Origin of the sequence: Marinobacter sp. AL4B (assembly GCF_019916045.1) — a bacterium.
GTDB lineage: Bacteria > Pseudomonadota > Gammaproteobacteria > Pseudomonadales > Oleiphilaceae > Marinobacter.
The window spans coordinates 163,571-187,304 of record NZ_JAILWZ010000009.1 but is presented as its reverse complement, the minus strand read 5'-3'; the positions used below and the strand labels follow the sequence as shown (position 1 = coordinate 187,304).

Sequence of the window (23,734 nt, the reverse complement as noted above, 5' to 3'; positions counted from 1 at the left end):
CTGATTTTTAGAGTTATTGCTCTAGAAGTCAATGTAATCATTGACACTCCAATTGCGTCAAACGGGCAATGTTTTGGCACATAAAAAACCGGAAGTGGTTAACTTCCGGTTTTTCTTTGAAAAAAAATCGATGTGTTTTAGTTGGTCATGGCCGCCAGTTTGCGTTTGGCCTCTTCACCAATCTCTCCGCCGGCCTCTGCTGCCGCGGAATAATGGCTTATGGCTTCTTCCCGGCGACCCTGTTCTTTGGAAATGTCACCAAGACGAAGGTAAGCAATGGAGGTTGGTACTACTTCATTTGCTCGTTCTAAATGACTTCTGGCTTTGGATAAATTGTTCAGAGCCAGCTCGTTCAATCCACTGTGAAGTTGATATTGGAACATTTCAGGGTACAGCGATACGGCCTCATCAAAGTCTTCACGGGCCTTTTCGAGTTGATTCTGGTTTTCATAGATCCGGCCGCGTAGGGCAAAGAACATTGCCTCGCGGGGTTCTATTTCGATGGCCTTGTTGATGGAGGACAAAGCCCCGGAAAAATCGCCATCCGACGCAAGCTTCATAGCGTTATCGTGGGCTTCGTAAGCTGGTTGAAGCTTTTTGATCATGGCGATTCGGCGCTGGTAAATCTCGGCTCCCCGGTACCCTCCCGCGCCGATTTTCTGAACGAGTTCCTGATTCGCCTGCACGCGCTTTGCGGAGGGCGGGTGGCTGGCAAACAAACCGTTTAACCAGCTTGACTCATTGCCTTCGGACAAGGACAGGAAAAGCTGTTGCAATTCAACAGCTGCTTGTGGGTCGTATCCTGCAGCTTGCATGTACTTAATGCCGTAGGAATCAGATTCAAGTTCATCTCCTTGGCCATATTGGGCTAAGGCCAGCTGCGCTCCCACCGCTGCTCCACCCATAATCAATCCTGCCCATTCGTTATCAGACATGGCCATGCCAATGCCCGCCATTCCCAGGCTGATAAGTGTGCCTTTCTGCATGCGCTGCACGCTATGGCGAGCTGCTGCGTGAACAATTTCGTGGCCCAGTACGGATGCAAGTTGAGCTTCATCATCGAGTTTGGCCAGTAACCCCCGGTTAATGGCAATTTTTCCGCCTGGGAGTGCCCAAGCATTGGGTACGCTGCTATTTAGCACAACGAACTCGTAAGGCAGATCAGGACGGTCGCTCACTTGAGCCAATTTTTGGCCGACTTCCCGAACGTACACCGTCAGTTCGGGGTCAAGATAAAACGTGCCGCCTTGTGTTTGTTGGGTCGGCACGTATTGCTCGGCCCCTAGTGATAGCTCTTGGCTTTCGGGGATCAGTGACAGCTGGCGTTCGCCGGTAACCGGATTGACGGCGCATCCCGCAAGGGTCGATAGAATGACCAGAATAATGAGCAGACCGGGCAGGTTTCCTGTTTTCACGCATGGCTCCTTCATGTTGCGTCTATATGTTCGTTTCGAACAGAAAGCGGCTATTAGGACCGAAGTTTATAGCACAATCGCGGCAGTATGCCGCATCGACGTTCGCTGTAAAGTGGCCCAGAGGACTCGCTTACCGTATTATATGAAAGTCTTGAAAGCGCATTTCTACTGGCCTGTATGCTGATAAATATCCAATGACACACTACCTAGACATTCTGGCTTTGCTCTGGTTCCTGATTTGCTGGGGCGGCTATACTTGGTACTCGAAAAAGCGGGCCCAAACTCATCCGTGTTTGTCGAACAGTCTCGATCTGTATCGGGAGGATTGGATGCGGGTGATGTTGAAGCGTGAAAACCGCATCGCGGATACGTCTGCGATTGGTAATCTTGAGCGAAACGGTGCCTTTTTTGCGTCTAGCTGCCTCTTGATTCTAGCGGGGCTGCTGACCGCGTTGGGTTATACCAGCGAGGCAATGGAAGTGTTTGCCACCATGCCGTTCAGCTTTGCACCCACTCGTGAAGTGTGGGAGTTAAGGCTTGTTGTGCTGCTGGTTGTGTTCGTCTATGCCTTTTTCAAATTCACTTGGGCTATGAGGATGTACAACTTCGTGGCGGTGATGATAGGCAGCGCGCCATTGGCTAATGACAGTAAAACCAGCCCGGCTGCGCGAGAAACCTTTGCTCGAAATGCCGGGCACATCTGTAATTTGGCGGGCGATGCCTTCAACCTGGGGCTTCGATCTTATTACTATGCGCTCGCCGTCATCGTTGGCTTCATTCACCCTTTGGTGTTTATTGCGGCTTCAACTCTGGTGGTTATCGTACTGTATCGTCGAGAATTCCATTCTGATGCTCTATGCGCACTGCGAGACGGCAAGGTGTTCAACGAGGCCAGGCCTGATCCGCAGAATGCGACTGCAAAACTGAAAAACTGATCTGCTGGACCTTCCTGAATGAATGATGAAACCCGAATCGACCGGGTCGCCCGGTTTTTAAGCACGTTAAACCAGGCGAGAGCTTTGGGCTTGGCACCGAGAGAAGTGGGTGACGGATATCTGGTCGTAGAACTACCCTACAGCGACAAAATTATTGGTAACCCGGATACCGGTGTAATTCACGGAGGTGCGATTACCACGTTGATGGATACAACTTCCGGCTCGGTGATGATTTGCGCGCTGGATGAATTCGAGTTGTGCCCAACGCTGGATTTACGCGTTGACTATATGCGTCCGGCGGAACCCAGAAAACCGGTGTTCGCACGAGCTGAAACCTACAAAGTAACCCGCAACATCATCTTTACCCGTTGTGTTGCCTATCAGGAAGGTGGCGAAATTATCGCGAATTGTGTGGGCACGTTTATGCGCATTGGTAAAGAAGCCAGCCCGAAATTCTATCGTGACCTGATTACCGGAGGCGGGGAATGACCAGCCCGGAGATTTTGAAGTACACCCAGCAAACCGGTGATTTTTCTCGCATGCTGGATAGCGTTCCGTACGCGAAGTGGATCGGTTTGGAATGTGATCGTTTCGGAGATGATTTGATTTTCCGGCTTCCGGTGAAAGAGGAAAACTTGGGCAACCCGATTTTGCCGGCGATTCATGGTGGGGTGATTGGTGGTTTCATGGAAATGTCCGCCGCTATCTACCTGATGATGTCTCAAGACACTCTGCGGATGCCGAGAATTATCGATTTTTCGTTGGATTATCTGCGGGCGGGCCTTAATCAGGAAACCTACGCGGAATGTCATCTGACGCGTCAGGGGAACAGGGTTGCAAATGTGATGATTACCGCCTGGCAAAAGTCTCGTTCCCAGCCTATCGCAACGGCTCGGGCCCACTTCCTGCTTGAAGACTGATTTTGCACTAAGCGGGGTTGAAATGCCTCGGCTTAGCCCCATCTTTGGATTCAGCCCGCTAGCACGGGAACCCAATTCCGTAGTTGGGTGGTGGGGTCCGATGACCCTGCCATTCCTCCTAAGTAACGAGCAGGAGCCAAGAAAAACCATGACGGTAGAAACCAATAAAGAGACTCTCGGATTCCAGACTGAAGTGAAGCAGCTGCTTCAGCTGATGATCCACTCTCTGTACTCCAATAAGGAAATCTTTCTTCGTGAGCTGATTTCCAACGCATCAGACGCCGAAGACAAGCTGCGTTTTGCCGCCCTGAAAGATGATGGGCTGTTTGAAGGCGATTCGGATCTGAAAATCCGATTGGACTACGACAAAGACGCCGGCATCATCACCTTGACCGATAACGGTATCGGCATGAACCGTGATGACGTGATTTCCAACTTGGGTACGATCGCCCGTTCGGGCACCGCTGAATTCCTTAAGCAATTGTCCGGTGATGAAAAGAAAGACAGCGCGTTGATCGGCCAGTTTGGTGTAGGTTTCTACTCTGCGTTTATCGTTGCTGACAAAGTGGATGTGTTTACCCGCCGTGCAGGTACCCCTACTGAAGAGGGCGTGCATTGGTCTTCCAAAGGCGACGGTGAGTTTACGATTGAGCCGGTTAATCGCGAGAAACGCGGTACCGAAATCGTGCTGCACCTAAAGCCGGAGGCCACTGAATTTGCCGATGGCTGGAAATTGCGCACTTTGGTGAAGAAATACTCCGACCATATCTCGTTCCCCGTAGTTATGAAGTCCGAGAGTGAGGAAGAGGAGAAAAAAGGCGAAGACGAAACCATCAACGATGCGACCGCTCTGTGGACTTTGCCGCGTACTGAAATTAAAGACGAAGAGTACAAAGAGTTCTACAAGCACATCGCCCACGACTTTGAAGACCCGCTGACGTGGTCCCACAACAAGGTGGAAGGCAAGCTGGACTACACTAGCCTGCTGTATATTCCGAAGCGTGCGCCGTTTGATCTGTACAATCGTGAAGCGCCGCGAGGGCTGAAACTTTACGTGCAGCGTGTGTTCATCATGGACGACGCTGAGCAGTTCCTGCCGCTGTACCTGCGTTTCACCAAAGGTGTGATCGATTCCAACGATCTGTCTCTGAACGTATCCCGTGAGATTCTGCAGAACGACAGCACCGTGGAAAGTATCCGTACCGCTATGACCAAGCGTGTACTAGACATGCTGTCTAAGCTGGCGAAGAAGAACGCTGATGAGTACCAGAGCTTCTGGAACGAGTTCGGTGCAGTCCTGAAAGAAGGTCCGGCTGAAGATTTCAGCAACAAAGAGAAAATTGCTGGCTTGCTGCGTTTCTCATCGACCCACACCGGCGAAGCCACTCAGAACGTGTCTTTGGATGATTACATCAGCCGGATGAAGGAAGGTCAGAACAAGATCTACTACATCACTGCCGATAACTTCGTGGCCGCCAAGAGCAGCCCGCACCTTGAAGTATTCCGCAAGAAAGGCATCGAAGTTCTAATCCTGTCTGACCGTATCGATGAGTGGATGATGGGTTACCTCAACGAATACGACAGCAAACAGTTCCAGGACGTTGCTCGCGGTGATCTTGACTTGGGCGAAGTAGAAACCGAGGAAGATAAGAAGCAGCAGGAAGAAGCCGCGAAAGAGCACAAAGAGCTGACGGAGCGCATCAAGAAGGCCCTGGAAGATAGTGTTCAGGAAGTACGGGTAACCAACCGGCTGACAGACTCCCCGGCTTGCTTGGTGACCGGTGAGTTCGATATGGGCGCACAGATGAAGAAGATCATGGAAGCAGCGGGCCAAGCGGTGCCCGATAGCAAGCCGATCTTTGAGATCAACGTGGATCATCCACTGGTTCAGCGCCTGGAAAGCGAACAGGGCGAAGAGCGCTTTGGTGAGCTTTCTGCTGTGCTGTTCGATCAGGCGACGCTGGCTAGCGGCGAACAGCTGAAAGACCCGGGCTCTTATGTGAGCCGCTTGAACCGTTTGCTGCTTGAACTGGCGAACTGAGCTAATTCCTAGATGCAGCAAATTATTGTGGACATCGCTATCAGCCCTGATGAATGGATTAAGTTCTATCAGGGCGTAGCCACCGATGTTCATACCTCGAGCCGGGACGGGCGTTCTGTCCGCTTCCCGGCGCGTATTCTCTCCAAGTTCTATCTTCGTGACGGCGTACGAGGCAGTTTTCGTATTCTGTTTGACGACTCCGGCAAGTTCTCATCTATCGAAAGGCTCTGATGCCCTTTGCCTGTCGGGCTACCTGTCGATTAACAAAAGCTTTTACCTTTCTTGCTTTAATTAATTATGCCTTTTTTCTGCGTGGGCGTACTCTGATTTGGTCTAAACTCAAACCGGGGGTGAAACTATGACATTAACAAAGGTTCGTCAGTTTCCTGTTTGGAGTGATGTCTCCCGGGTCATGTTTGATTACTGGCAGAACTACGCGATGGCGCAATAGGCGCCCGAGCGGCCGCTGTGCTGGTAATCAGGATCAAAGCCAATTTCACTAAATAATGCAGTGAAGGAGAAGTGTATGTCTCAAAACAATCCCGGTGGCAAATGTCCGGTGATGCACGGTGCAAATTCGACTACCAGCCGTAATGTAATGGACTGGTGGCCTGAAGGCCTCAATCTGGATATCTTGCATCAGCATGACCAAAAAACGAATCCGATGGGAGATGACTTCAATTACCGGGAAGCGGTGAAAACACTCGACTTCGATGGCATCAAGAAAGACCTGCACGATCTGATGACGCAAAGCCAGGACTGGTGGCCGGCGGATTGGGGCCACTACGGCGGTTTAATGATCCGTATGTCGTGGCACGCAGCGGGAACCTACCGCTTGGCCGATGGCCGTGGCGGGGCAAGCAGCGGCAATCAGCGTTTTGCACCTTTGAGCTCCTGGCCCGATAACGTCAGCCTCGACAAGGCCCGCCGGCTGCTTTGGCCGATCAAGAAAAAGTATGGCAATAAAATCAGTTGGGCCGATTTGTTGGTGCTTGCGGGCACCGTCGCTTATGAATCGATGGGGCTGCCGTCTTACGGTTTCTCCTTTGGCCGTGAAGACATTTGGCATCCTGAAAAAGATGTCTATTGGGGCTCAGAGAAGGAGTGGTTGGCGCCGTCTGACGAGCGCTATGAAGATGTCGGTAAGCCCGACACCATGGAAAATCCATTGGCGGCTGTGCAAATGGGTCTGATTTACGTCAATCCCGAAGGTGTGAACGGTCAACCCGACCCGCTGAAGACCGGCGAACAAGTGCGCGAAACCTTTGCCCGGATGGCGATGAACGATGAGGAAACGGCCGCCCTGACCGCAGGTGGGCACACGGTAGGTAAGTGCCACGGCAATGGTGATGCTTCGGTATTGGGGGCTGATCCGGAGGCGGCTGATCTTGAATATCAAGGGTTTGGCTGGGATAACCCGAATATGAACGGTTTGGCCAGTCGTGCGGTGAGTTCGGGAATTGAAGGTGCTTGGACGACGAACCCGACCCAGTTTGATATGGGGTACTTCAAGCTTCTGTTCGGCTATGAATGGGAACTGAAAAAGAGCCCGGCGGGTGCCTGGCAGTGGGAGCCCATCGACATTAAGGAAGAAGATAAGCCGGTGGATGCCAGTGATCCGTCGGTGCGTCACAATCCGATTATGACCGATGCGGATATGGCGATGAAAATGGACCCTAAGTATCGCGCGATCTGTGAGACGTTTATGGCAGATCCCGAGTATTTTCGGGATACCTTTGCGAGGGCGTGGTTCAAATTGACGCATCGCGATTTAGGACCGAAAACGCGTTACATTGGCCCGGATGTGCCCGCTGAAGAGCTGATTTGGCAGGATCCGGTTCCTGCCGGAAACTTGGATTACAGCGAAGAAGTCGTAAAGCAGCAGATAGCCGCGAGTGGTTTGAGCATGGGTGAGATGGTCAGCACGGCGTGGGACAGCGCCCGTACCTTCCGAGGCTCCGACTTGCGCGGCGGTGCGAATGGCGCGCGGATTCGCTTGGCACCTCAGAATGCCTGGGAAGGCAATGAACCGGCTCGCTTGGCGAAAGTGCTTAAGGTTTACGAGCAGATCTCTGCGAATACGGGCGCCAGTGTGGCCGACGTGATTGTGCTTGGCGGTAGTGTCGGTATCGAACAAGCGGCTAAAACTGCGGGATACACAGTACGTGTACCCTTCCTGAAAGGAAGGGGCGATTCGACGGATGAAGCGACCGACGCAGAGTCTTTTGAACCATTGGAGCCGGTGGCTGATGCATTCCGGAACTGGTTAAAGAAAGATTATGCAGTCAAGCCCGAGGAGCTGATGCTCGATCGTGCTCAACTGCTCGGCCTAACGGCGCCAGAGATGACGGTACTGATTGGCGGGATGCGTATGCTTGGCACTAATTACGGCGATAGTGGTGCAGGCGTATTCACCGACCGTGTCGGGGTATTAAGCAACGACTTTTTCGTCAATCTGACCGATATGGGTAACACGTGGAAGTCGGTAGGCAGTAATCTCTATGAGATTCGCGACCGCAAAACGGGTGATGTGAAATGGACCGCGACGCGCGTCGATCTGGTGTTCGGTTCTCACTCAATTCTGCGATCCTACTCCGAGGTGTATGCCCAGGATGACAATCAGCAAAAGTTTGTAAATGATTTTGTCAGGGCTTGGGCCAAGGTTATGAATGCCGATCGTTTTGATCTGCAGAAATAAACCGACACTAACCGGCAGGATGCTCCGATAGGGGAGTATCCTGCTATCAACTTCCCGGCAAATTCCTTACAATCCCCTCCGTTTGATTTTTGAACAGCCTTATTCCGAACGTCCGTAAATTGCTTCTGGAGCCTTCATGCGAATCATCCTTGCCCCGATGGAAGGGTTGGTCGATGCACCTATCCGAGAAACCCTGACCAAGGTCGGGGGCATTGACCGGTGTGTTACCGAGTTTGTTCGTGTGACTCAGGGCATGTTGCCACCCCGTATTTTCTACAAGTACGCTCCGGAACTGCATAATCAATCCCGGACTCAGGTCGGTGTTCCGGTAGCGGTTCAGTTATTGGGGTCAGACCCAGAAATGATGGGCCGACACGGAGCGAAAGCCGCTGAACTGGGTGCTACACAGGTCGATATAAATTTCGGTTGCCCCGCGAAAACAGTGAATCGGCACAAAGGTGGTTGTGTACTGATGCGCGAGCCGGAGCTGATGCACCAGATTGCTGCTGGGGTGCGCAAAGCGGTTCCTGCCGATATTCCCGTGACCGCTAAGATGCGTTTGGGGTACGACGACCGTTCCATGGGGGTTGCCTGCGGGCAAGCTCTGGAAGCGGCCGGCGCATCGGAAATCGTCATTCATGCCCGCAGTAAAGTGGATGGTTATAAACCGCCGGCCTACTGGGAAGAGATCGCCAAAGTGCGTGAAGCGGTGAACAGCCACGTGATAGCCAACGGTGAGATCTGGACCGTTGATGACTACTGGCGTTGCCGTGAAGTGTCAGGCTGCGACGATGTGATGATTGGCCGCGGCTTGATTGCTCGTCCGGATCTGGCGGCACAAATCAAAGCTTCCCAGCGCGGAGAATCATTGGAACCAATGACCTGGCCAGAAGCAGTAGCTTTGGTTCGCGAATACTCAGCGGCTTTGCAGACCCGACTAGAAGACCGCTTTGTTACCGGTCGCATTAAACAGTGGCTTAATTTTCTGAGACAAGGCTTCCCGGAAGCGGAGCAGCTGTGGCCAGAGGCGCGCAAACTGCGAGACGTCGCACCTATGCTGGCCTGCCTCAGTCAGGTGGTCACCACGCACGTCAGCGACACAGAGGCTGCCTGAGAATTCATGTCGGTATTTTGATACCGATGTCAGTTTTCGTGTTCAAGCGCCGACGAATAATTCCCGGAGCGCGCCAGGCCATTGAGGTGTGCGCGTTTCGTCAGAGCAGCTTGAGCTTTTTCGCCATTGCTCCGTTTGCCGGCCCAGGCTTTCTGAGCCGGTTCCTGCAGTGCCCGGCCATACGAAAAGCTTAACTCCCACGGTTGTGACCCTAAGCTATTGATCGCGTTAAGGTTGGCCGTTGATTCTTCCGGTGATTGCCCTCCCGATAAGAACATGATGCCGGGTACCGCAGCCGGTACTGTGCGCCGGAACACACGAAGAGTGGCTGTGGCGATTTGTTCGGGCGATGCTTTATCCGCATCTTTGCCGGGCGTCACCATACTGGGTTTCAGCACCATCCACTCGAACCGGACATGATGCCGATGCAGGGCTCCGAAAACCTTGGTCAAAACGTTCTCACTCACCTCCGCCGTTCGCTCGATCGAGTGGTTGCCATCGATCAATACTTCGGGCTCGACAATGGGCACGATACCCAGCGCCTGGCACTCCGCCGCGTAGCGAGCCAAAACTTCGGCATTGGCTTCAATGGCCTGATGGGAGGGCAGGGTATCCGTAACATGAAAGACACTTCGCCACTTGGCAAAACGGGCACCGAGTGCTTTGTAATGTTCCAGGCGCGAAGCCAGCCCATCTAATCCGTAGGTAATTTCATCGCCAGGGGCATTCACTAGTGGGCCTTTACCCGCATCAACCTTTATTCCGGGTACGATGCCCTGCGTTTCAAGCAGCTTTGGAATAGGGATGTCATCAAGGCTCAACTGCCCCAAGGTCTCTTCAAAGAGAATAACGCCACTGATGTGGTTGCCGAGATCGGGCGTTGAGAAGACCAAACTTCGGTATTCCCGCCGAGAGTCTTCCGTAGACTGGACTCCGATAGCTGAAAATCGTTTGGCAATGGTGGGCGCGCTTTCGTCCGCGGCGAGTATGCCTTTGTTGGGCTGAACCAGATCGTTGATGGTGGTTTGCAGTTCGTGTGCGGTTCTCATGATGCCTCCATGAATCATTGGTCTTATGTGAGTTTAGCCGGTAAATTCGATGATCATGAGATGAAATTGGCCTCTTAACACCTGCCCTATACCGATCAGGAGGTCTAGCCTGAGGGTAAGTCAACAGAACACAGGCTGGAGGTTTGCGATGAACATGGCCACGAACACCGTCAAGGCTGCAAAAAAGAAGGTTTATCGGTCTTTGACGCCGAAAGGTTTTAAACCAGTGGTGCGCAGCCCGGACTTTAAGTTGTCTAAGGACTTGCCGAAATACTGGTGGGATAACGATCCGGCCAAGACACTGTTATTGGCCGCTTTGTCGGCCAGCTTTCCTCCTGGTGAGCGGTTCTTTATTGATTCGGTGCGCTATTATCAGGATCAGATTGCAGATCCTGAGCTGCAAAGATCGATTCGTGCCTTTATAGGACAGGAAGCTCATCATTCGAAAGAGCACAAGTTGATGAATGGCTGCTTGGAAGAAAAGGGAGTTGGCCTGGCCCGAATCGAACGTGAAATCCAGTGGTTCATGGATTGGATGCGAAAAAACCTGAGTCCTGAACGCCAGTTGGCCCATACGGTCGCTGTTGAGCATTTCACGGCGATGATGGCCGAAGAGTTTTTGTTGAAATTTGATGCGCTGGAAGAGATGGACCCTCGTATTGCTCCGGTTTGGGCCTGGCATGCTATTGAAGAGTCAGAGCATAAGTCGGTTGCTTTCGACGTGTATCGGACGGTGGGAGGCAGCGAGTTTGTTCGTATCACTGAAATGATGTACGTCAGTGTGATGTTCCCATTCTACACGTCACTCCATTTAATGCAGTTGATGAAAGAAGAGGGCGAGCTGGGTAACCTGAAATCTTGGGCCGGTGCGCTGAATTATATGTGGGGCAAGCCGGGAATCTTCCGCAATATGATCCCTTCATATTTAAGGTATTACAGTCCCCGTTTTCATCCTTGGAATAATGACGTGCGGGATCTGCTCGAGGAGGCTAAGAAACGATGGCTGCCAGCTTCGCTTCGCGATTGAGCAGTAGTTGTTTTCGCTCGATTCCCCAGCGGTAACCACCCAAGCCACCATCAGATCTTACCACTCGGTGGCAGGGGACAATAACGGCCAGTCGGTTTGCACCGCAAGCATTCGCTACTGCACGTACCGCCTTGGGTTTACCGAGCTGGTTGGCCAGTTCCGAATAGGTAACCGTTTGCCCCGGTGGGATGGATTGAAGAGTCTGCCAAGTTTTTCTCTGAAGCTCAGTGCCTTCTAGAAGGAGGGGGTAATCGAGCCGTGTTTCCGGATTTTCCAGCACCTTTAAGATGTTTCCAAAGACTTCGGTGCCTTCGCCGTTTGTCGGTGCAGTCTCCAGACCGCGAAAGCGGGCTTTGAGCAGGGCCGCTAATTGCGCCTCGTGATCGCCCAGCTCGACCGAATACAGGCCCTTTTCATTCCATATGGCAAGGGCCCATCCGATGGCAATGTAAGCAATGCCGTAGTTCATCATACTATTAGCTCTGAAGTGCTTTGTGCATTTTAAACCTCAGAAACTGGGCGCCCTTCATGGTTACGTGCTGCTCTTCAAGCACTTCAAAACCGTGCTTTTCAAAAAAGGGACGAGCAATGACACTGGCTTCTGTTTGAAGTGCTTTGGCACCTTTTTTCTGAAGCTGCTGTTCAGCTTCTTGAAAAAGAGCAGACGCAATGCCTTGGCGGGCGTAATTTGGCCCGGTAAAGACCAAATCTATGGCGCCGCTTGGCTCATAAGAAATGAACCCTGCAAGGGCATCGCCGTCTTCTGCAACGAGCGTCTCCAGCGAGGCCAAACGATCCTGCCAGGTGTCTAGATTCGGCGTCCGAGAGGCCCATGCGTATCGCTGGGTTTCGTCGTAAGCAGCAGCCGTTAGTTCGTGAACGGAATCGGTAAACAGGCGAACAACCGGGCTCAAGTCTTTAATACGATATTTGCGAATGGTAATTGAAGTAGCTGTAGTCATATCGATTCAATGTCCACCTGTGTTGGAAATCAGGTTGATGGCCAAGACGTTGACCACTCTTTGAAGCATACCGACAACTGCGGGAAAATCCAGCCTTTGCCGGGGCATCAATTCCTGTTCTTTAGTAACGAGTAGATTTGATACGCTGCGGCATCCGCATCGGGGTTTTCGTTCTCTTGAACCGTCTCAATAAAGCGGTCCTCTGTGGTCGTCGGGTCGGCTAGGCTTTTTGCCCAGTGACTGAGTACCTTCATCACTCGTTTTTCATCATTGCTGCGCAGCCCCGGCCAGTAAACATAGGGGACAACGTCAGGATGGCTGATAAAAAACAGTGCGGCTTCTTCTGGTTTTTCGGTGAGGTCACCACGAAGGCCAATGGTGAACGATTGGCCGTCATTTCCAACCAGTGAAATAAGTAATGAGTTGTTGTTGTCAACGTATCGGGCATTTTCTGCCCTTACCGGTTCATCGAGGCTTGGCACGGAAGTGATGTAATACTGAAAAGCAATCAGCCCGGCCAGAATGGCAAGAAGGCTTGAAAGAGCAAGGGATTTTGCCATGACTGGGTACCGTCAAGAATGAAAAAGGCGGGAATTCATACCGGGTGAGAAAGTAAAAAGCCCGGCAACTCACGCAGCCGGGCTTTGGTCTATCGCTATTCAGTTACTTCAACCACACTTGCTGTCGCCGCAGGACAGGCAGGTAGCGCAACCGTCCATCACAATGACTGCTTTCGTGCTGCACTTGCCGCACATGGTGGCGTTGGCAGGGTAGTCACTGCTGGTGTCATCGTTCGTGGCGCTGCTGTGCGATGCTTCAAATTCAGCACGTTTTTCCGCCAGGATACGCTTGGTGGTTTCGCTCATCTCGTCGCTTTCCAACAGGCCGATGGCCTTCAGGTGCTTCTCGATAACCGCACCAATCTCGGCAACCAGGGACGGCATGAATACACCGCCTTTTTTGAAGTAACCACCGTTGGGGTCGTATACGCTACGAAGTTCCTCGACCAGGAAGGTAAGGTCACCACCTTTGCGGAATACTGCTGAAATAACCCGTGTCAGGGCTATAACCCACTGGAAATGTTCCATCGACTTGGAGTTGATGAACACTTCGTACGGCTGGCGGCTTTCGTGATCCGTATCTTCGTTCAGCAGGATGTCATTGATCGTAATGTACATCGCGTGCTCCGCCACCGGCGGCTTGATCTTGTAGGTGGTGCCTAGCAAGAAATCAGGCCGCTCGATGTATTCATTCATCTGAACGGGTTTGTTGTCCGGCTGCGTAGCGGCCGCGCTGTCGTTGTTGGTTTCTGTGTCGGCTTTCTTCACACGGTAGCCGACAATCTGATTGCTGATTTTAACTGTCATGTTCGTTGTCCTATCTGTCGGGTTCCGGGATCAATACTTGCCGTAAGTGCCTTCTTTGAGCGCATCAAACAGGTTGGCGGCCGTATGAATTTCACCGTCGTATTCTACCTGTTCATTGCCCTTCAAGGTGACTTTGCTGCCATCGTCCAGGGTAAACTCGTACAGAGTGTTCTCGAGATCTTTCTCTTTGACCAGTACGCCCTGGAAGGCTTCCGGGTTGAAACGGAAGGTGGTGCAACCTTTCAAGCCTTGATCGTAGGCATACAGATAAATGCCCTTGAAGTCCTGGTATGCGAAATCTTGCGGCACGTTTGCGGTCTTGGAAATGGACGAATCGACCCATTTCTGTGCGGCGGCCTGGATGTCTACGTGCTGCTTCGGCGTCACATCGTCGGATGTCGTGAAGTAGCTTGGCAGTTTTTTGTCTTCGTCCATGGAGAAGGGCATGGCGCCTGGATTAACCAAGTGACGGTATGCCAGCAACTCGAAGGAGAAAACGTCGACTTTTTCTTTGGTCTTACGGCCTTCTCGAATGATGTTGCGGGCGTAGTGATGCGAGAAGCTTGGCTCGATACCGTTACTGGCGTTGTTCGCCAGTGACAGGCTGATGGTGCCAGTCGGAGCGATAGAGGTGTGGTGGGTAAATCGGCCACCTTTCTCGGCCAGCTTTGCCACCAGCTCCGGCTCAACTTTGCTGATTTCTTGCATGTAGCGGCTGTACTTAGCGTGCAGCAGCTTACCTTTCAGTTTGTCGCCAACTTTGTGGCCATCTTTGGCCAGTTCCGGGCATTTGGCCAGCATCTTAGGGGTGACTTCAAATTCGTCGCCCATGATGGGAGCCGCGCCTTTTTCCTCGGCCAGAGCCAAGGACTGGCGCCAACCTTCAACGGCCATCTCGCGAACAACTTCTTCGGTAAAGGCTACAGATTCATCGGAGCCGTAGGGCATGCGAAGCATCGCCAGGGTGGAGCCCAGTCCCAGAATACCCATGCCGTGACGGCGCTTGTAGGTGATTTCGTGGCGCTGTTCTGCCAACGGCAGGCCGTTGATCTCAACAACATTGTCCAGCATGCGGGTGAAAGTGCCCACAACCTTGCGGTATTTTTCGTAGTTGAAGCTGGCCTTCTCGGTGAACGGGTAGTCCACAAACTTGGTTAGATTCACAGAGCCCAGCAGGCAGCTACCGTATGGGGGCAGAGGCTGCTCTCCACAAGGATTAGTTGCACGGATGTCTTCACAGAACCAGTTGTTATTCATCTGGTTGACCTTGTCAATCAGGATGAAACCTGGCTCAGCATAGTCGTAAGTGCTGGTCATGATGGTGTCCCAGATGAACTGGGCTTTCACCGTTTTATAGATACGGCAGGCGACTTTGCCTTCATCGTTAACTACGTAGCTTTCCTGAACCGGAAAATCGCGGTAGAGGAATTTGCTGGTGTCGTTCAAGTCGAGTTCTTCTTGCTCTGCCTCTTTGCGGCTGACCGGGAAAGACAGGTGCCAATCGTCGCCATTACGTACGGCTTCGATGAAATCTTCGGTGATTAACAAAGACAAGTTGAACTGACGCAGGCGACCGTCTTCGCGCTTGGCTTGAATGAACTCGATGACATCAGGGTGATGAACGTCAAACGTTGCCATTTGAGCGCCGCGACGGCCGCCAGCAGAAGAGACGGTAAAGCACATGCGGTCAAAGATATCCATGAACGACAGTGGGCCAGAAGTCGTTGCTCCAGCGCCAGCCACGTAGGCACCACGGGGACGCAGGGTGGAAAACTCGTAACCAATACCACAGCCAGCCTTGAGGGTTAGGCCTGCTTCGTGGTTTTTCTCCAGAATGTCATTCATGGAGTCCTGGATGTTTCCGGAGACGGTGCAGTTAATGGTGGAGGTTGCCGGCTTGTGTGCTTCTGCCCCTGCATTCGACGTGATCCGGCCAGCGGGGATTGCCCCATTCTTCAGGGCCCACAGAAACTCTTTCATGTACTTATCGCGTACATTCTTCTTTTCGACTTCGGCTAAGGCTTTGGCGACCCGTTCGTAGGTTGCTTCAATGTCTTTGTCTACAGGCTCGCCGGTTTTGGTTTTCAGCTGATATTTGCTGGCCCAAATGTCGAGCGAAGCTTCCTGCATGGGAATCGTTGTGATCACTGCCTGTGCCTTAGCGTTCATTGCCACCCTCTGCTTTTTTGAAAACTGTTTTCTCGTCTATAACCCTATATATGGGTTAATTTTCGATGAGTATAACAGGATATAGTGTTTTGTGAATAAGGGATAATCTATGAATCGGGAGGCGCGAACAAAGAAATTCAATGAAAAAAGACTTGAAAGTTCGCAACCCCATGCGGGGCTTGAGCTTGTGGCCGGCTCAAGAAAAACAGTCTGAAAGTTAAGGTTTCAGTACTGATTTATAAGTGAGCAACCTGGGGGATTTGTGAGCATTGCACGTCTTGTTTTGTGGCGGATCTACGGGCATTGAGCTTTAAGTATTCGTAGAAGAAAAAAGGGAGCCAATTTGGCTCCCTTTTCATTAGCCTAGTAACAGGCTGTCGTCATCCACGGTGATTCCCCGCTGTTTTTCGAACAGTTCAAGGAGATCTTTCACTTCTAGGCCTTCACGTTCCTCGCCGCCAATATCAAACACTACCTGTCCCTGGTGCAGCATCACGGTGCGGGTACCGACTTCCAGTGCTTGCTTCATGCTGTGAGTAACCATCAGTGCCGTCAGCTTCTGCTCTTCGATGATCTTGGTGGTTAGCTCAAGTACGAAGGCTGCCGTTTTTGGGTCTAGCGCCGCGGTGTGCTCGTCCAGCAGAAGAATAGAAGAAGGGGTTAGGCTTGCCATCAGCAAACTGACCGCCTGCCGTTGACCGCCGGATAGTAGTCCCATTTTGTCGCCAAGACGATTTTCCAAGCCCAGTTTCAGTGTCGACAGGCTTTCCCTGAATTGTTCCAGGTACTGCCGTTTAACAGCGCTGGTCAGCCCCCGGCGTTGGCCGCGTTTGATGGCCAGAGCTAGATTTTCCTCAATGCTCAAACCTTCGCAGGTGCCAGCTAGCGGATCCTGAAAGACGCGAGCCACTCGTCCCGCCCGCTTGTGGGTAGGTAGCTTGGTAACGTCCAGATTATCGACAACGATTTTACCGCTATCGACCATGACCTCGCCGGACAGGGCGTTCAGGAATGTCGATTTTCCGGCTCCATTACTGCCGATCACGGTTACAAATTCACCCTGATTAACGGTCAGGCTCATGCCACGCAAGGCGGGGTTTTCCAGAGGCGTTCCCTTGCCAAAGGTGAGCTTAAGATCGGTTGCGCTGATCATAGGGCCTCCTCAGGCTTTCTTGCGGCTAAAGCGGTTACTAAGGTTGGTGCGTACGCCCGGCAATACAATCGCCAGCGTTACCAGAACCGCGGTAATCAGGTTGAGATCTTGCGCTTGAAGCCCGAGAACATCAGCGTTCAGCGCGAAGGCAATTGCCAAGCGGTAAATGATGGCACCAATAACGCAGGCAATCAGCGCGCGCATCACTGTCGAAGGCGTGATGACTGCTTCACCCCCAATAAGGGATGCCAAGCCTATAACGATAACTCCTACACCCATGGTGACATCCGCGGCACCTTGGCTTTGCGCAAAGAGCGCGCCGGCAAGGCCGACTAGCCCGTTTGAAAGCGCAACACCAAAAATGATCATTCCGCCGGTGGCGATACCTTGAGCGCGGGCCATTCGCGCATTAGCACCGGTTGCGCGCATCGCGAGGCCGGTTTCTGACTTCATGAATCGCCACAGGAGTATCAAGGAAATGATGGCGACAATGGCGAAAAGTACGACCGACACCTGATGGTATTCGAGAAATTCGATGTTATACCATGGAGTTAACACAGTTTCTTCGGTCAACAATGCCAGGTTTGGTCTACCCATGATGCGCAGGTTCACAGAGTAGAGTGCGATCATGGTGAGAATGGATGCCAGCAGATTAAGAATGTTGAGTTTTACATTCAAAATCGCTGTGACAGCACCGGCCGCCATGCCGGCGAGCACAGCCATGCCAGTGGCAAGCCATGGGTTCCAACCTGCAATTATAAGAACGGCGGCTACCGCAGCACCTAAAGGAAAGCTGCCGTCGACTGTTAGGTCTGGGAAGTCCAGAACTCGGAAAGAAATATAGATGCCAAAAGCAACCAAGCCATAAATGAGGCCGGTTTCAAGAGCACCGTAGAATGCGATTTCGCTTAGCATGGGTAATAGGTCACCGTGAAAGGAAACGGGCGGGCCCTTGTGAGGCTCGCCCGTGTTGGTCAGGCATTATTTGTCGCTGTTGACGACTTCTTTGGCGTCCTTGATAAGGTCTTCAGACAAGGTGAGACCCATGCGCTCTCCTGCAGCTGGGTTCACAAACAGGTCCAGTTCTTCCATGGTTTCTACCGGCATAGTGGCCGTTTCGGCACCTTCAAGAATGCGAACGACCATCGCGCCTGTTTGACGGCCATGTTTGTAGTAATCAAAGCCTAATGCGGCAACGGCGCCCCGAGATACGGTGGCGGTATCGGCTGCAAATACCGGGATGTTAGAGCGCTCACCCACGGAAACCACCGCTTCTGCGGCACTGATCACTGTGTTGTCTGTGGTCAGGTAGATCGCATCGGCTTTGCCGACTAGAGAACGAGCAGCACCGAGCACCTCGGATGTTTTAGTTGCAGCGCCTTTGATCAGTTCCAGGCCGCGGGCATTGAGGCGTTCTTCAAGCAGCTCAATCAGAGCGACTGCGTTGGCTTCCCCCGGGTTGTAAACGGTCCCGATTTTCTTGGCATCGGGCATAACGCGCTGAAGCAAATCGATGTGCTTCTCAATCGGAAGCATGTCGCTGACGCCGGTGATGTTGGCGCCCGGCGCTTCCCAGCTTTTCACCAGCTTGGCCGCGACGGGGTCTGTAACTGCGGAGAAAACCACAGGGATCTTACGCGCAGCAGCAGCGACGGTTTGCGCGGACGGGGTTGCAATGGCAACGATCACGTCCGGGCTCTCGCCCACAAACTTACGGGCGATCTGCGATGCAATGGCAGAATTGCCCTGAGCGCTTTCATGCATGAGGCGCAAGTTTTCGCCATCAATGTATCCGTGCTCTGCCAATTCGTCTTTTACGCCTTGGTGAGCCGAGTCTAGAGCAGGGTGTTCAACGATCTGCGTGATGGCTACAACACGGGTGTCTTCAGCCTGTACCAGGCTCGCAGCCGCCAGCAATGATGCGCCCAGCAAGGTGCGCAGTGTCTTTCTGGCCATATGCCCATCTCCGGTTTTTTTGGGGTTGTTTTCCCTATTTTTCAGGGAGGAAAATTCAAAGTTGGCCAGTTTAACACAGGCTTAAGGCATTGAGGGTAGTGACGATCGACAGTTTTCAGGTTTAAAGTGGCGAAGCGCTGATGAATCGAAAAGTTTCGTTTTGACAACATTTGGATATACACTCACGTGTTGCATTGCGCGACTAAAGTCTAATAATAAGCAAGTCATCCAACTATAAAGAAAAGACAGGAAGATCCATGGACTCCACTCAAAAACTCCCACTCGATATGGTCTACCACTGGGAGGCCACGAACGCCGACTCACTTTACATGACCCAGCCTATTGGCAATGGGCAGGTTGTTGAATATACGTGGGGGCGTGCAATCGATGAAGCTCGCCGGATGGCGACTTACCTGAAATCTCTGAACTTGCCAGAGAAAAGCCGCATCGGTCTTATTTCTAAAAACTGCGCCCAATGGATAATGACGGATTGGGCTATCTGGTTGGCCGGGCACATTTCTGTACCTTTGTATCCAACGCTGAACGCAGACACTGTCAATTATATTCTTGGGCACGCAGAGTGTGATGTTCTGTTTGTGGGCAAGCTGGACGATTGGGAATTAATGAAGCCTGGCGTGCCAGATTCTGTTCGTTGCATTTCGTTCCCTTTGAGCCCGCCCAACGATTTCGAAACCTGGGACGATATTGTCGCTAAATACCCGCCGCTTGAAGGTAAGCCCCAGCGTGATGCCAATGAATTAGCGACCATCGTATACACCTCTGGCAGTACCGGTCGCCCGAAGGGTGTCATGCTTAGTTTCGGTAATATGGCGTTTTCTGCAGTCGGTGGCACCAAGACACTGGGGGTGGGGCAAAATGAGCGAATGTTGTCCTATTTGCCTCTTGCGCACGTTTTCGAGCGAACCTTTGTTGAGCTGGGTTCTTTGTATGCTGGCTTCGAGCTTTATTTTGCAGAATCTCTCGACACCTTTGTTGTGGATCTTCAACGCGCAGAACCGACGCTTTTCTTGTCTGTACCGCGCCTGTGGGTGAAATTCCAGCATGGTGTACTTCAGAAGCTGCCGAAGAAGAAGCTTGAACGTCTGCTCAAGGTGCCTCTGTTGAACAAAGTGATTAAAAAGAAGGTACTAAAAGGGCTTGGTTTGAGTAAGGTCAAGCTGGCGGGTTCCGGCTCTGCACCATTGTCTCACGATGTTCTGGATTGGTATCGTAACCTTGGCCTAGAGCTTCTTGAAGGTTACGGCATGTCTGAAAACTTTGCCTATTCCCACATGAATAAGCCGGGTCGTTCCCGCACGGGTTATGTAGGTGAAGCGCTGCCGAATGTTGAAACCAGAATCAGCGAAATTGGTGAAGTTTTGGTGAAAAGCCCCGCGACGATGATGGGCTACTACAAAGACGAAGAGAAGACGGCCGAAGCGTTTACTGAAGACGGTTTCCTTAGGACTGGCGATAAGGGTGAAATTGATGAAATGGGTCGTCTGAAGCTGACCGGTCGAATCAAGGAAATCTTTAAAACCAGCAAAGGCAAGTACATCGCTCCGGCTCCGATCGAAAACAGCCTAATGTCGCACGATGCGATTGAGATGGTCTGCGTATCAGGTGCAAATCAGACCCAGCCTCACGCGTTGGTGGTGCTGTCTGAAGAAATCCGACCGAAGTCAGCTGATGCAGGTTTCCGTGCAGAGATTGAAAAGAGCTTCAAGCAGTTGATTGAAGATGTTAACAAGACGGTTGATCCGCATGAGCAGTTGGCGTTTATTACTATCGTCAGCGATGAGTGGTCTATCGAAAACAGCTTCCTGACCCCAACGCTCAAGCTTAAGCGTAATGTGGTTGAAGATGCATACGAGGCCAAGGTTGATGCTTGGTATGCGCAGAAGCAGAAGGTGATTTGGCAATAAGTTTTAAGTTCCTCACCTAAACAACAAAGGCCCGGCAATGCCGGGCCTTTGTTGTTTAGGTGAGTCAAAAATCAGCTCATGGTGCGGGAGTTTGATATAGAGCGGCTCATTAGGATGATGGGAATGATGCCGGCTAGCACAATAATCAAAGCGGGCAGGGCGCTGTGGTATAGCTGCTCATCAGAGGCAAACTGGTACACATAGGTCGCCAGCGTTTCGTAGTTGAAGGGCCTTAGTATCAGCGTTGCAGGGAGCTCCTTCATGCAATCTACAAAAACGACCAAAGCTGCGGTTAAAAGCGTTCCACGGAGCATCGGTAGATGAACGTTGAGCAGTGTTTTGCCCGGACTGTGGCCAAGCGAGCGGGACGCCATGTCCATGCTGGGGGTTATCTTTTGCAGCGCGCTCTCTACACTGCCGGCTGAAACGGCAAGGAAGCGAACGGTATACGCAAACACCAAGGCAAAGGCCGATCCGCTTAACAGCAGGCCGGTACTAATGCCAACGTAATCCCGCATGAGTGAATCAAACCAGTTGTCGAAACCGGCAAGCGGAACGATCACGCCGACGGCAAGCACAGCTCCGGGCATGGCGTATCCAAGGCTAGACAGGCGCATAAGGACTTTCATGCCCTTGGTGTTATGCAAGCGGCGGCTATACGCGAGAGTGACACCGATGATCAGCGTGGTTAGTGCAGCGGTGCCTGAAAGAAACAGGCTGTTCATGGTGTTGCGCACGAAATCAGGGTTCCAGCTGACATCAAAGTATTCCCAGGCGTAATAACCAAGGGTTGTGCCGGGAATCAAAAAGCCAAAGATTAACGGGATGGCACAGACCACCACACAGATCATCTGTCGAGGAAACGACATGCTGAAGCGGCGGATCGGGTCGCGGTTATCCCGTGCAGCGAACTGCTCCTGCCGGCGACGCGAGTAGCGTTCCAGTGTCACAAGAATCACCACGAAAATGAGCATAGTAGTGGCAATTTGCGCTGCTCCGCCAAGGTTGCCCAGGTTCATCCAGGTATCAAACAGGCCGCGGGTGAGGGTTTGTACTGCAAAGAAATCGACAGTGCCAAAATCGTTCAACGTTTCCATCAGCACCAGCGACAGGCCAACAGCGATAGCCGGTCGCGCAATGGGTAATACTACTTTAAAGAAAGTGCTTAAGGCCGAGTGGCCAAGGCTTCTACTGACCGCAAAAAGGGATGGCGACTGTTCAAGGAATGCGGCGCGGCCCAATAGATACACGTATGGGTAAAGAACCAGGCCAATCATCAATGTGGCGCCTTCCAGGCTGCGGATCTCGGGGAACCAATACTCACTGGCATTTTGCCAGCCAAACCATTCACGTAGGGTTTTTTGCACCGGACCTGCATAATCCAACAGGCTGGTGTAGACGTAGGCGATGACATAGGCAGGTACAGCGAAGGGGAGCAGTAACGCCCATTCAAAAAATTTCCTGCCGGGAAAATCGCACATGGTAACGGCCCATGCCGTCGATAGACCGATAATCAATGTCAGGGCACCAACGCCAACCATAAGTTGAATCGTTGTTATGAGATAGCGTGGCAAAGTGGTGCTGATTAAGTGCGGCCAGATATTCTCTTCAGGAAACAAAGCGAGAAAAATGACAGCAAGAACAGGTAGCGCAACAATCGCGGTGGTGATGATGGCGCTTATCAGCCATCGTTTCGAGGTACGTTTTGCCAGTAAGGGTTGTGAAAACCCAGGGTCGGCACTGCTAACAACCTCGGTCATGGCATTCCTGTTTATGAAAGTGGTGATGAGAAGTGTTGCGATTTTAGTTACTGAGCGGGCTCCCTGCAATGACACGAGTCATCTTGTTGTTGGTCAATAATGCAAAAAAAAGGATGCACTCATGGTGCATCCTTTTACATCCTGTGAATGGACGACAATATTTAGCTGTCGTAATCCACTCGATCAACCAGTTTTACCGCGGCGTTGCGGTTTTCTGCAATATCCTGCAGTGAAAGGTCGTCAGGATTGATGTCACCCCATTCTGCGACTACACCGGTTGGCTTAACTTCCGGGTTGGCCGGGTATTCAGTGTTGGCTTCCGCGTAAATGCGCTGGGCTTCCGGTGAAGACAAGAATTCCATCAGTTGAATGGCGTTGTCTTTGTTCGGCGCGCTCTTGGTCAGTGAAATGCCACTGATGTTGACGTGGGTGCCGCGGCCTTCAGCGTTCGGGAAAATCAGGTTAACTTGTTCAGCGATTGGGCGCTGGTTTTCGTCTTTCAACATGTTGCCGTAGTAGTAGCTGTTGCCGATGGAGATATCGCATTCGCCTTCGGCAATGGCTTTAATCTGGTCTCGATCGCCACCTTGCGGTTTGCGGGCCAAATTGTTCTTCACGCCTTTCAGCCATTTCTCGGTTTCAGCTTCGCCGTGATGGGCGATCATCGAGGAAATTAAGGCGATGTTGTACGGGTGCTTGCCGCTGCGGGTGCAGATGCGGTCTTCCCACTTATCGTCGGCGAGTTCTTCGTAGGTGGTGATTTCGCCTTCTTTCACACGGTCTTTTGAGGCAAAGATCAACCGACCGCGAGTTGTAAGGGCGTACCATTTGCCTTCTGGGTGGCGCAGGTTTTCTGGAATGTTGTGAGAAAGGGTGTCTGATTCAACGCCCGCTACCAGATCTCGTTCAACCAGTTCGTTGATGCGTGAGATATCCACGGTCATGACCACGTCGGCCGGGCTATTTCGACCTTCGCGCTCAAGGCGCTCTGCCAAGCCTTGTTTGGCGAATACAACATTGGTTTCAATGCCTGTTTCTTCCGTGAACGCGTTCAGAAGAGGTTCGAGCAGGTATGCTTGGCGATAAGAGTAGATGTTAACTTCGCCATCGGCTGAGGCGCTGAGCGGCATGGCTGCCAGTGCTATGGCGGCGGTTGCGGCTAGTTTCATACGCATAGGTGCTTTCCTTTGGTTTCGATGCTAGTGAATGCGTTCCGTAATTGGGTATCAACGGCATTTCAAAA

The 23,734-nt window shown here is 52.0% G+C and carries 21 protein-coding genes; 9 read left to right on the top strand and 12 right to left on the bottom strand.

Going from position 1 to position 23,734, the window contains the following annotated elements:
• Positions 1–137: 137 nt before the first annotated feature.
• Complete coding sequence (locus tag K5L82_RS01440) at positions 138–1,430, bottom strand: M48 family metalloprotease (protein WP_223132904.1); 1,293 nt, start codon at positions 1,428–1,430, stop codon at positions 138–140.
• A gap of 179 nt (positions 1,431–1,609) precedes the next feature.
• Here K5L82_RS01440 and K5L82_RS01435 point away from each other — a divergent pair, with 179 nt between their 5' ends.
• The 7 genes from K5L82_RS01435 to K5L82_RS01405 all read left to right on the top strand — a co-directional run bounded on the left by K5L82_RS01435 (position 1,610) and on the right by K5L82_RS01405 (position 9,123).
• Positions 1,610–2,350, top strand: coding sequence for a DUF599 domain-containing protein (locus tag K5L82_RS01435; protein WP_133005277.1), 741 nt, complete (start codon positions 1,610–1,612; stop codon positions 2,348–2,350).
• A gap of 18 nt (positions 2,351–2,368) precedes the next feature.
• Complete coding sequence (locus tag K5L82_RS01430; RefSeq protein ID WP_223132903.1) at positions 2,369–2,839, top strand: PaaI family thioesterase; 471 nt, start codon at positions 2,369–2,371, stop codon at positions 2,837–2,839.
• Positions 2,836–3,270 carry a PaaI family thioesterase gene (locus K5L82_RS01425; RefSeq protein WP_133005279.1) on the top strand — a complete coding sequence of 145 codons (435 nt, stop codon included), beginning with the start codon at positions 2,836–2,838 and terminating at the stop codon, positions 3,268–3,270. Before K5L82_RS01430 ends, K5L82_RS01425 begins: the two co-directional genes overlap by 4 nt.
• A 148-nt stretch (positions 3,271–3,418) precedes the next feature.
• Positions 3,419–5,311 carry a molecular chaperone HtpG gene (gene htpG / locus K5L82_RS01420; RefSeq protein ID WP_133005280.1) on the top strand — a complete coding sequence of 631 codons (1,893 nt, stop codon included), beginning with the start codon at positions 3,419–3,421 and terminating at the stop codon, positions 5,309–5,311.
• 12 nt (positions 5,312–5,323) lie between these two features.
• A complete protein-coding gene (locus K5L82_RS01415; protein ID WP_133005281.1) occupies positions 5,324–5,542 on the top strand; it encodes a DUF2835 domain-containing protein in 219 nt (72 codons plus the stop codon).
• 295 nt (positions 5,543–5,837) lie between these two features.
• Complete coding sequence (gene katG / locus K5L82_RS01410; protein ID WP_223132902.1) at positions 5,838–8,009, top strand: catalase/peroxidase HPI; 2,172 nt, start codon at positions 5,838–5,840, stop codon at positions 8,007–8,009.
• A 136-nt stretch (positions 8,010–8,145) separates the two neighbouring features.
• On the top strand, positions 8,146–9,123 hold the full coding sequence (locus K5L82_RS01405; protein WP_133005283.1) for a tRNA dihydrouridine synthase: 978 nt from the start codon (positions 8,146–8,148) through the stop codon (positions 9,121–9,123).
• A 29-nt stretch (positions 9,124–9,152) separates the two neighbouring features.
• Here K5L82_RS01405 and K5L82_RS01400 read toward each other — a convergent pair whose 3' ends face one another.
• Positions 9,153–10,172, bottom strand: coding sequence for a class I fructose-bisphosphate aldolase (locus K5L82_RS01400; protein ID WP_223132901.1), 1,020 nt, complete (start codon positions 10,170–10,172; stop codon positions 9,153–9,155).
• Positions 10,173–10,320: 148 nt separating this feature from the next.
• Here K5L82_RS01400 and K5L82_RS01395 point away from each other — a divergent pair, with 148 nt between their 5' ends.
• Entirely contained in the window at positions 10,321–11,199 is an 879-nt protein-coding gene (locus K5L82_RS01395) for a metal-dependent hydrolase (protein WP_262492458.1), read from the top strand.
• Here the strand turns inward: K5L82_RS01395 and K5L82_RS01390 are convergent.
• From K5L82_RS01390 to K5L82_RS01355, 8 genes are all read right to left on the bottom strand, one after another.
• On the bottom strand, positions 11,162–11,671 hold the full coding sequence (locus K5L82_RS01390) for a methylated-DNA--[protein]-cysteine S-methyltransferase (protein WP_223132900.1): 510 nt from the start codon (positions 11,669–11,671) through the stop codon (positions 11,162–11,164). The two genes, K5L82_RS01395 and K5L82_RS01390, sit on opposite strands and share 38 nt — an antisense overlap.
• Positions 11,672–11,675: 4 nt before the next feature.
• Entirely contained in the window at positions 11,676–12,161 is a 486-nt protein-coding gene (locus K5L82_RS01385; protein WP_133005286.1) for a GNAT family N-acetyltransferase, read from the bottom strand.
• Positions 12,162–12,268: 107 nt separating this feature from the next.
• Positions 12,269–12,721, bottom strand: coding sequence for a hypothetical protein (locus tag K5L82_RS01380; RefSeq protein WP_223132899.1), 453 nt, complete (start codon positions 12,719–12,721; stop codon positions 12,269–12,271).
• A gap of 108 nt (positions 12,722–12,829) precedes the next feature.
• Positions 12,830–13,528 (bottom strand): NrdJb, encoded by a 699-nt coding sequence (locus K5L82_RS01375; protein WP_223132898.1) that lies wholly within the window; start codon positions 13,526–13,528, stop codon positions 12,830–12,832.
• 30 nt (positions 13,529–13,558) lie between these two features.
• On the bottom strand, positions 13,559–15,697 hold the full coding sequence (locus K5L82_RS01370) for an adenosylcobalamin-dependent ribonucleoside-diphosphate reductase (RefSeq protein ID WP_223132897.1): 2,139 nt from the start codon (positions 15,695–15,697) through the stop codon (positions 13,559–13,561).
• A 358-nt stretch (positions 15,698–16,055) separates the two neighbouring features.
• On the bottom strand, positions 16,056–16,850 hold the full coding sequence (locus tag K5L82_RS01365; protein ID WP_133005290.1) for an ABC transporter ATP-binding protein: 795 nt from the start codon (positions 16,848–16,850) through the stop codon (positions 16,056–16,058).
• 9 nt (positions 16,851–16,859) lie between these two features.
• On the bottom strand, positions 16,860–17,765 hold the full coding sequence (locus K5L82_RS01360; protein WP_223132896.1) for an ABC transporter permease: 906 nt from the start codon (positions 17,763–17,765) through the stop codon (positions 16,860–16,862).
• Positions 17,766–17,831: 66 nt separating this feature from the next.
• Positions 17,832–18,806, bottom strand: a complete 975-nt coding sequence (locus tag K5L82_RS01355; RefSeq protein ID WP_223132895.1) for an ABC transporter substrate-binding protein — start codon at positions 18,804–18,806, stop codon at positions 17,832–17,834.
• 257 nt (positions 18,807–19,063) lie between these two features.
• Between K5L82_RS01355 and K5L82_RS01350 the strand changes: the two genes are divergently transcribed.
• On the top strand, positions 19,064–20,731 hold the full coding sequence (locus tag K5L82_RS01350; protein ID WP_133005293.1) for an AMP-binding protein: 1,668 nt from the start codon (positions 19,064–19,066) through the stop codon (positions 20,729–20,731).
• Positions 20,732–20,802: 71 nt separating this feature from the next.
• Here the strand turns inward: K5L82_RS01350 and K5L82_RS01345 are convergent, their stop codons facing one another.
• Together K5L82_RS01345 and K5L82_RS01340 are read right to left on the bottom strand one after the other, a co-directional pair.
• Entirely contained in the window at positions 20,803–22,491 is a 1,689-nt protein-coding gene (locus K5L82_RS01345; RefSeq protein WP_223132894.1) for an ABC transporter permease, read from the bottom strand.
• Positions 22,492–22,652: 161 nt separating this feature from the next.
• Positions 22,653–23,666: a Fe(3+) ABC transporter substrate-binding protein gene (locus tag K5L82_RS01340; protein ID WP_133005295.1), complete on the bottom strand. Its 1,014-nt coding sequence runs from the start codon at positions 23,664–23,666 to the stop codon at positions 22,653–22,655.
• Between the last annotated feature and the right edge of the window lie 68 nt (positions 23,667–23,734).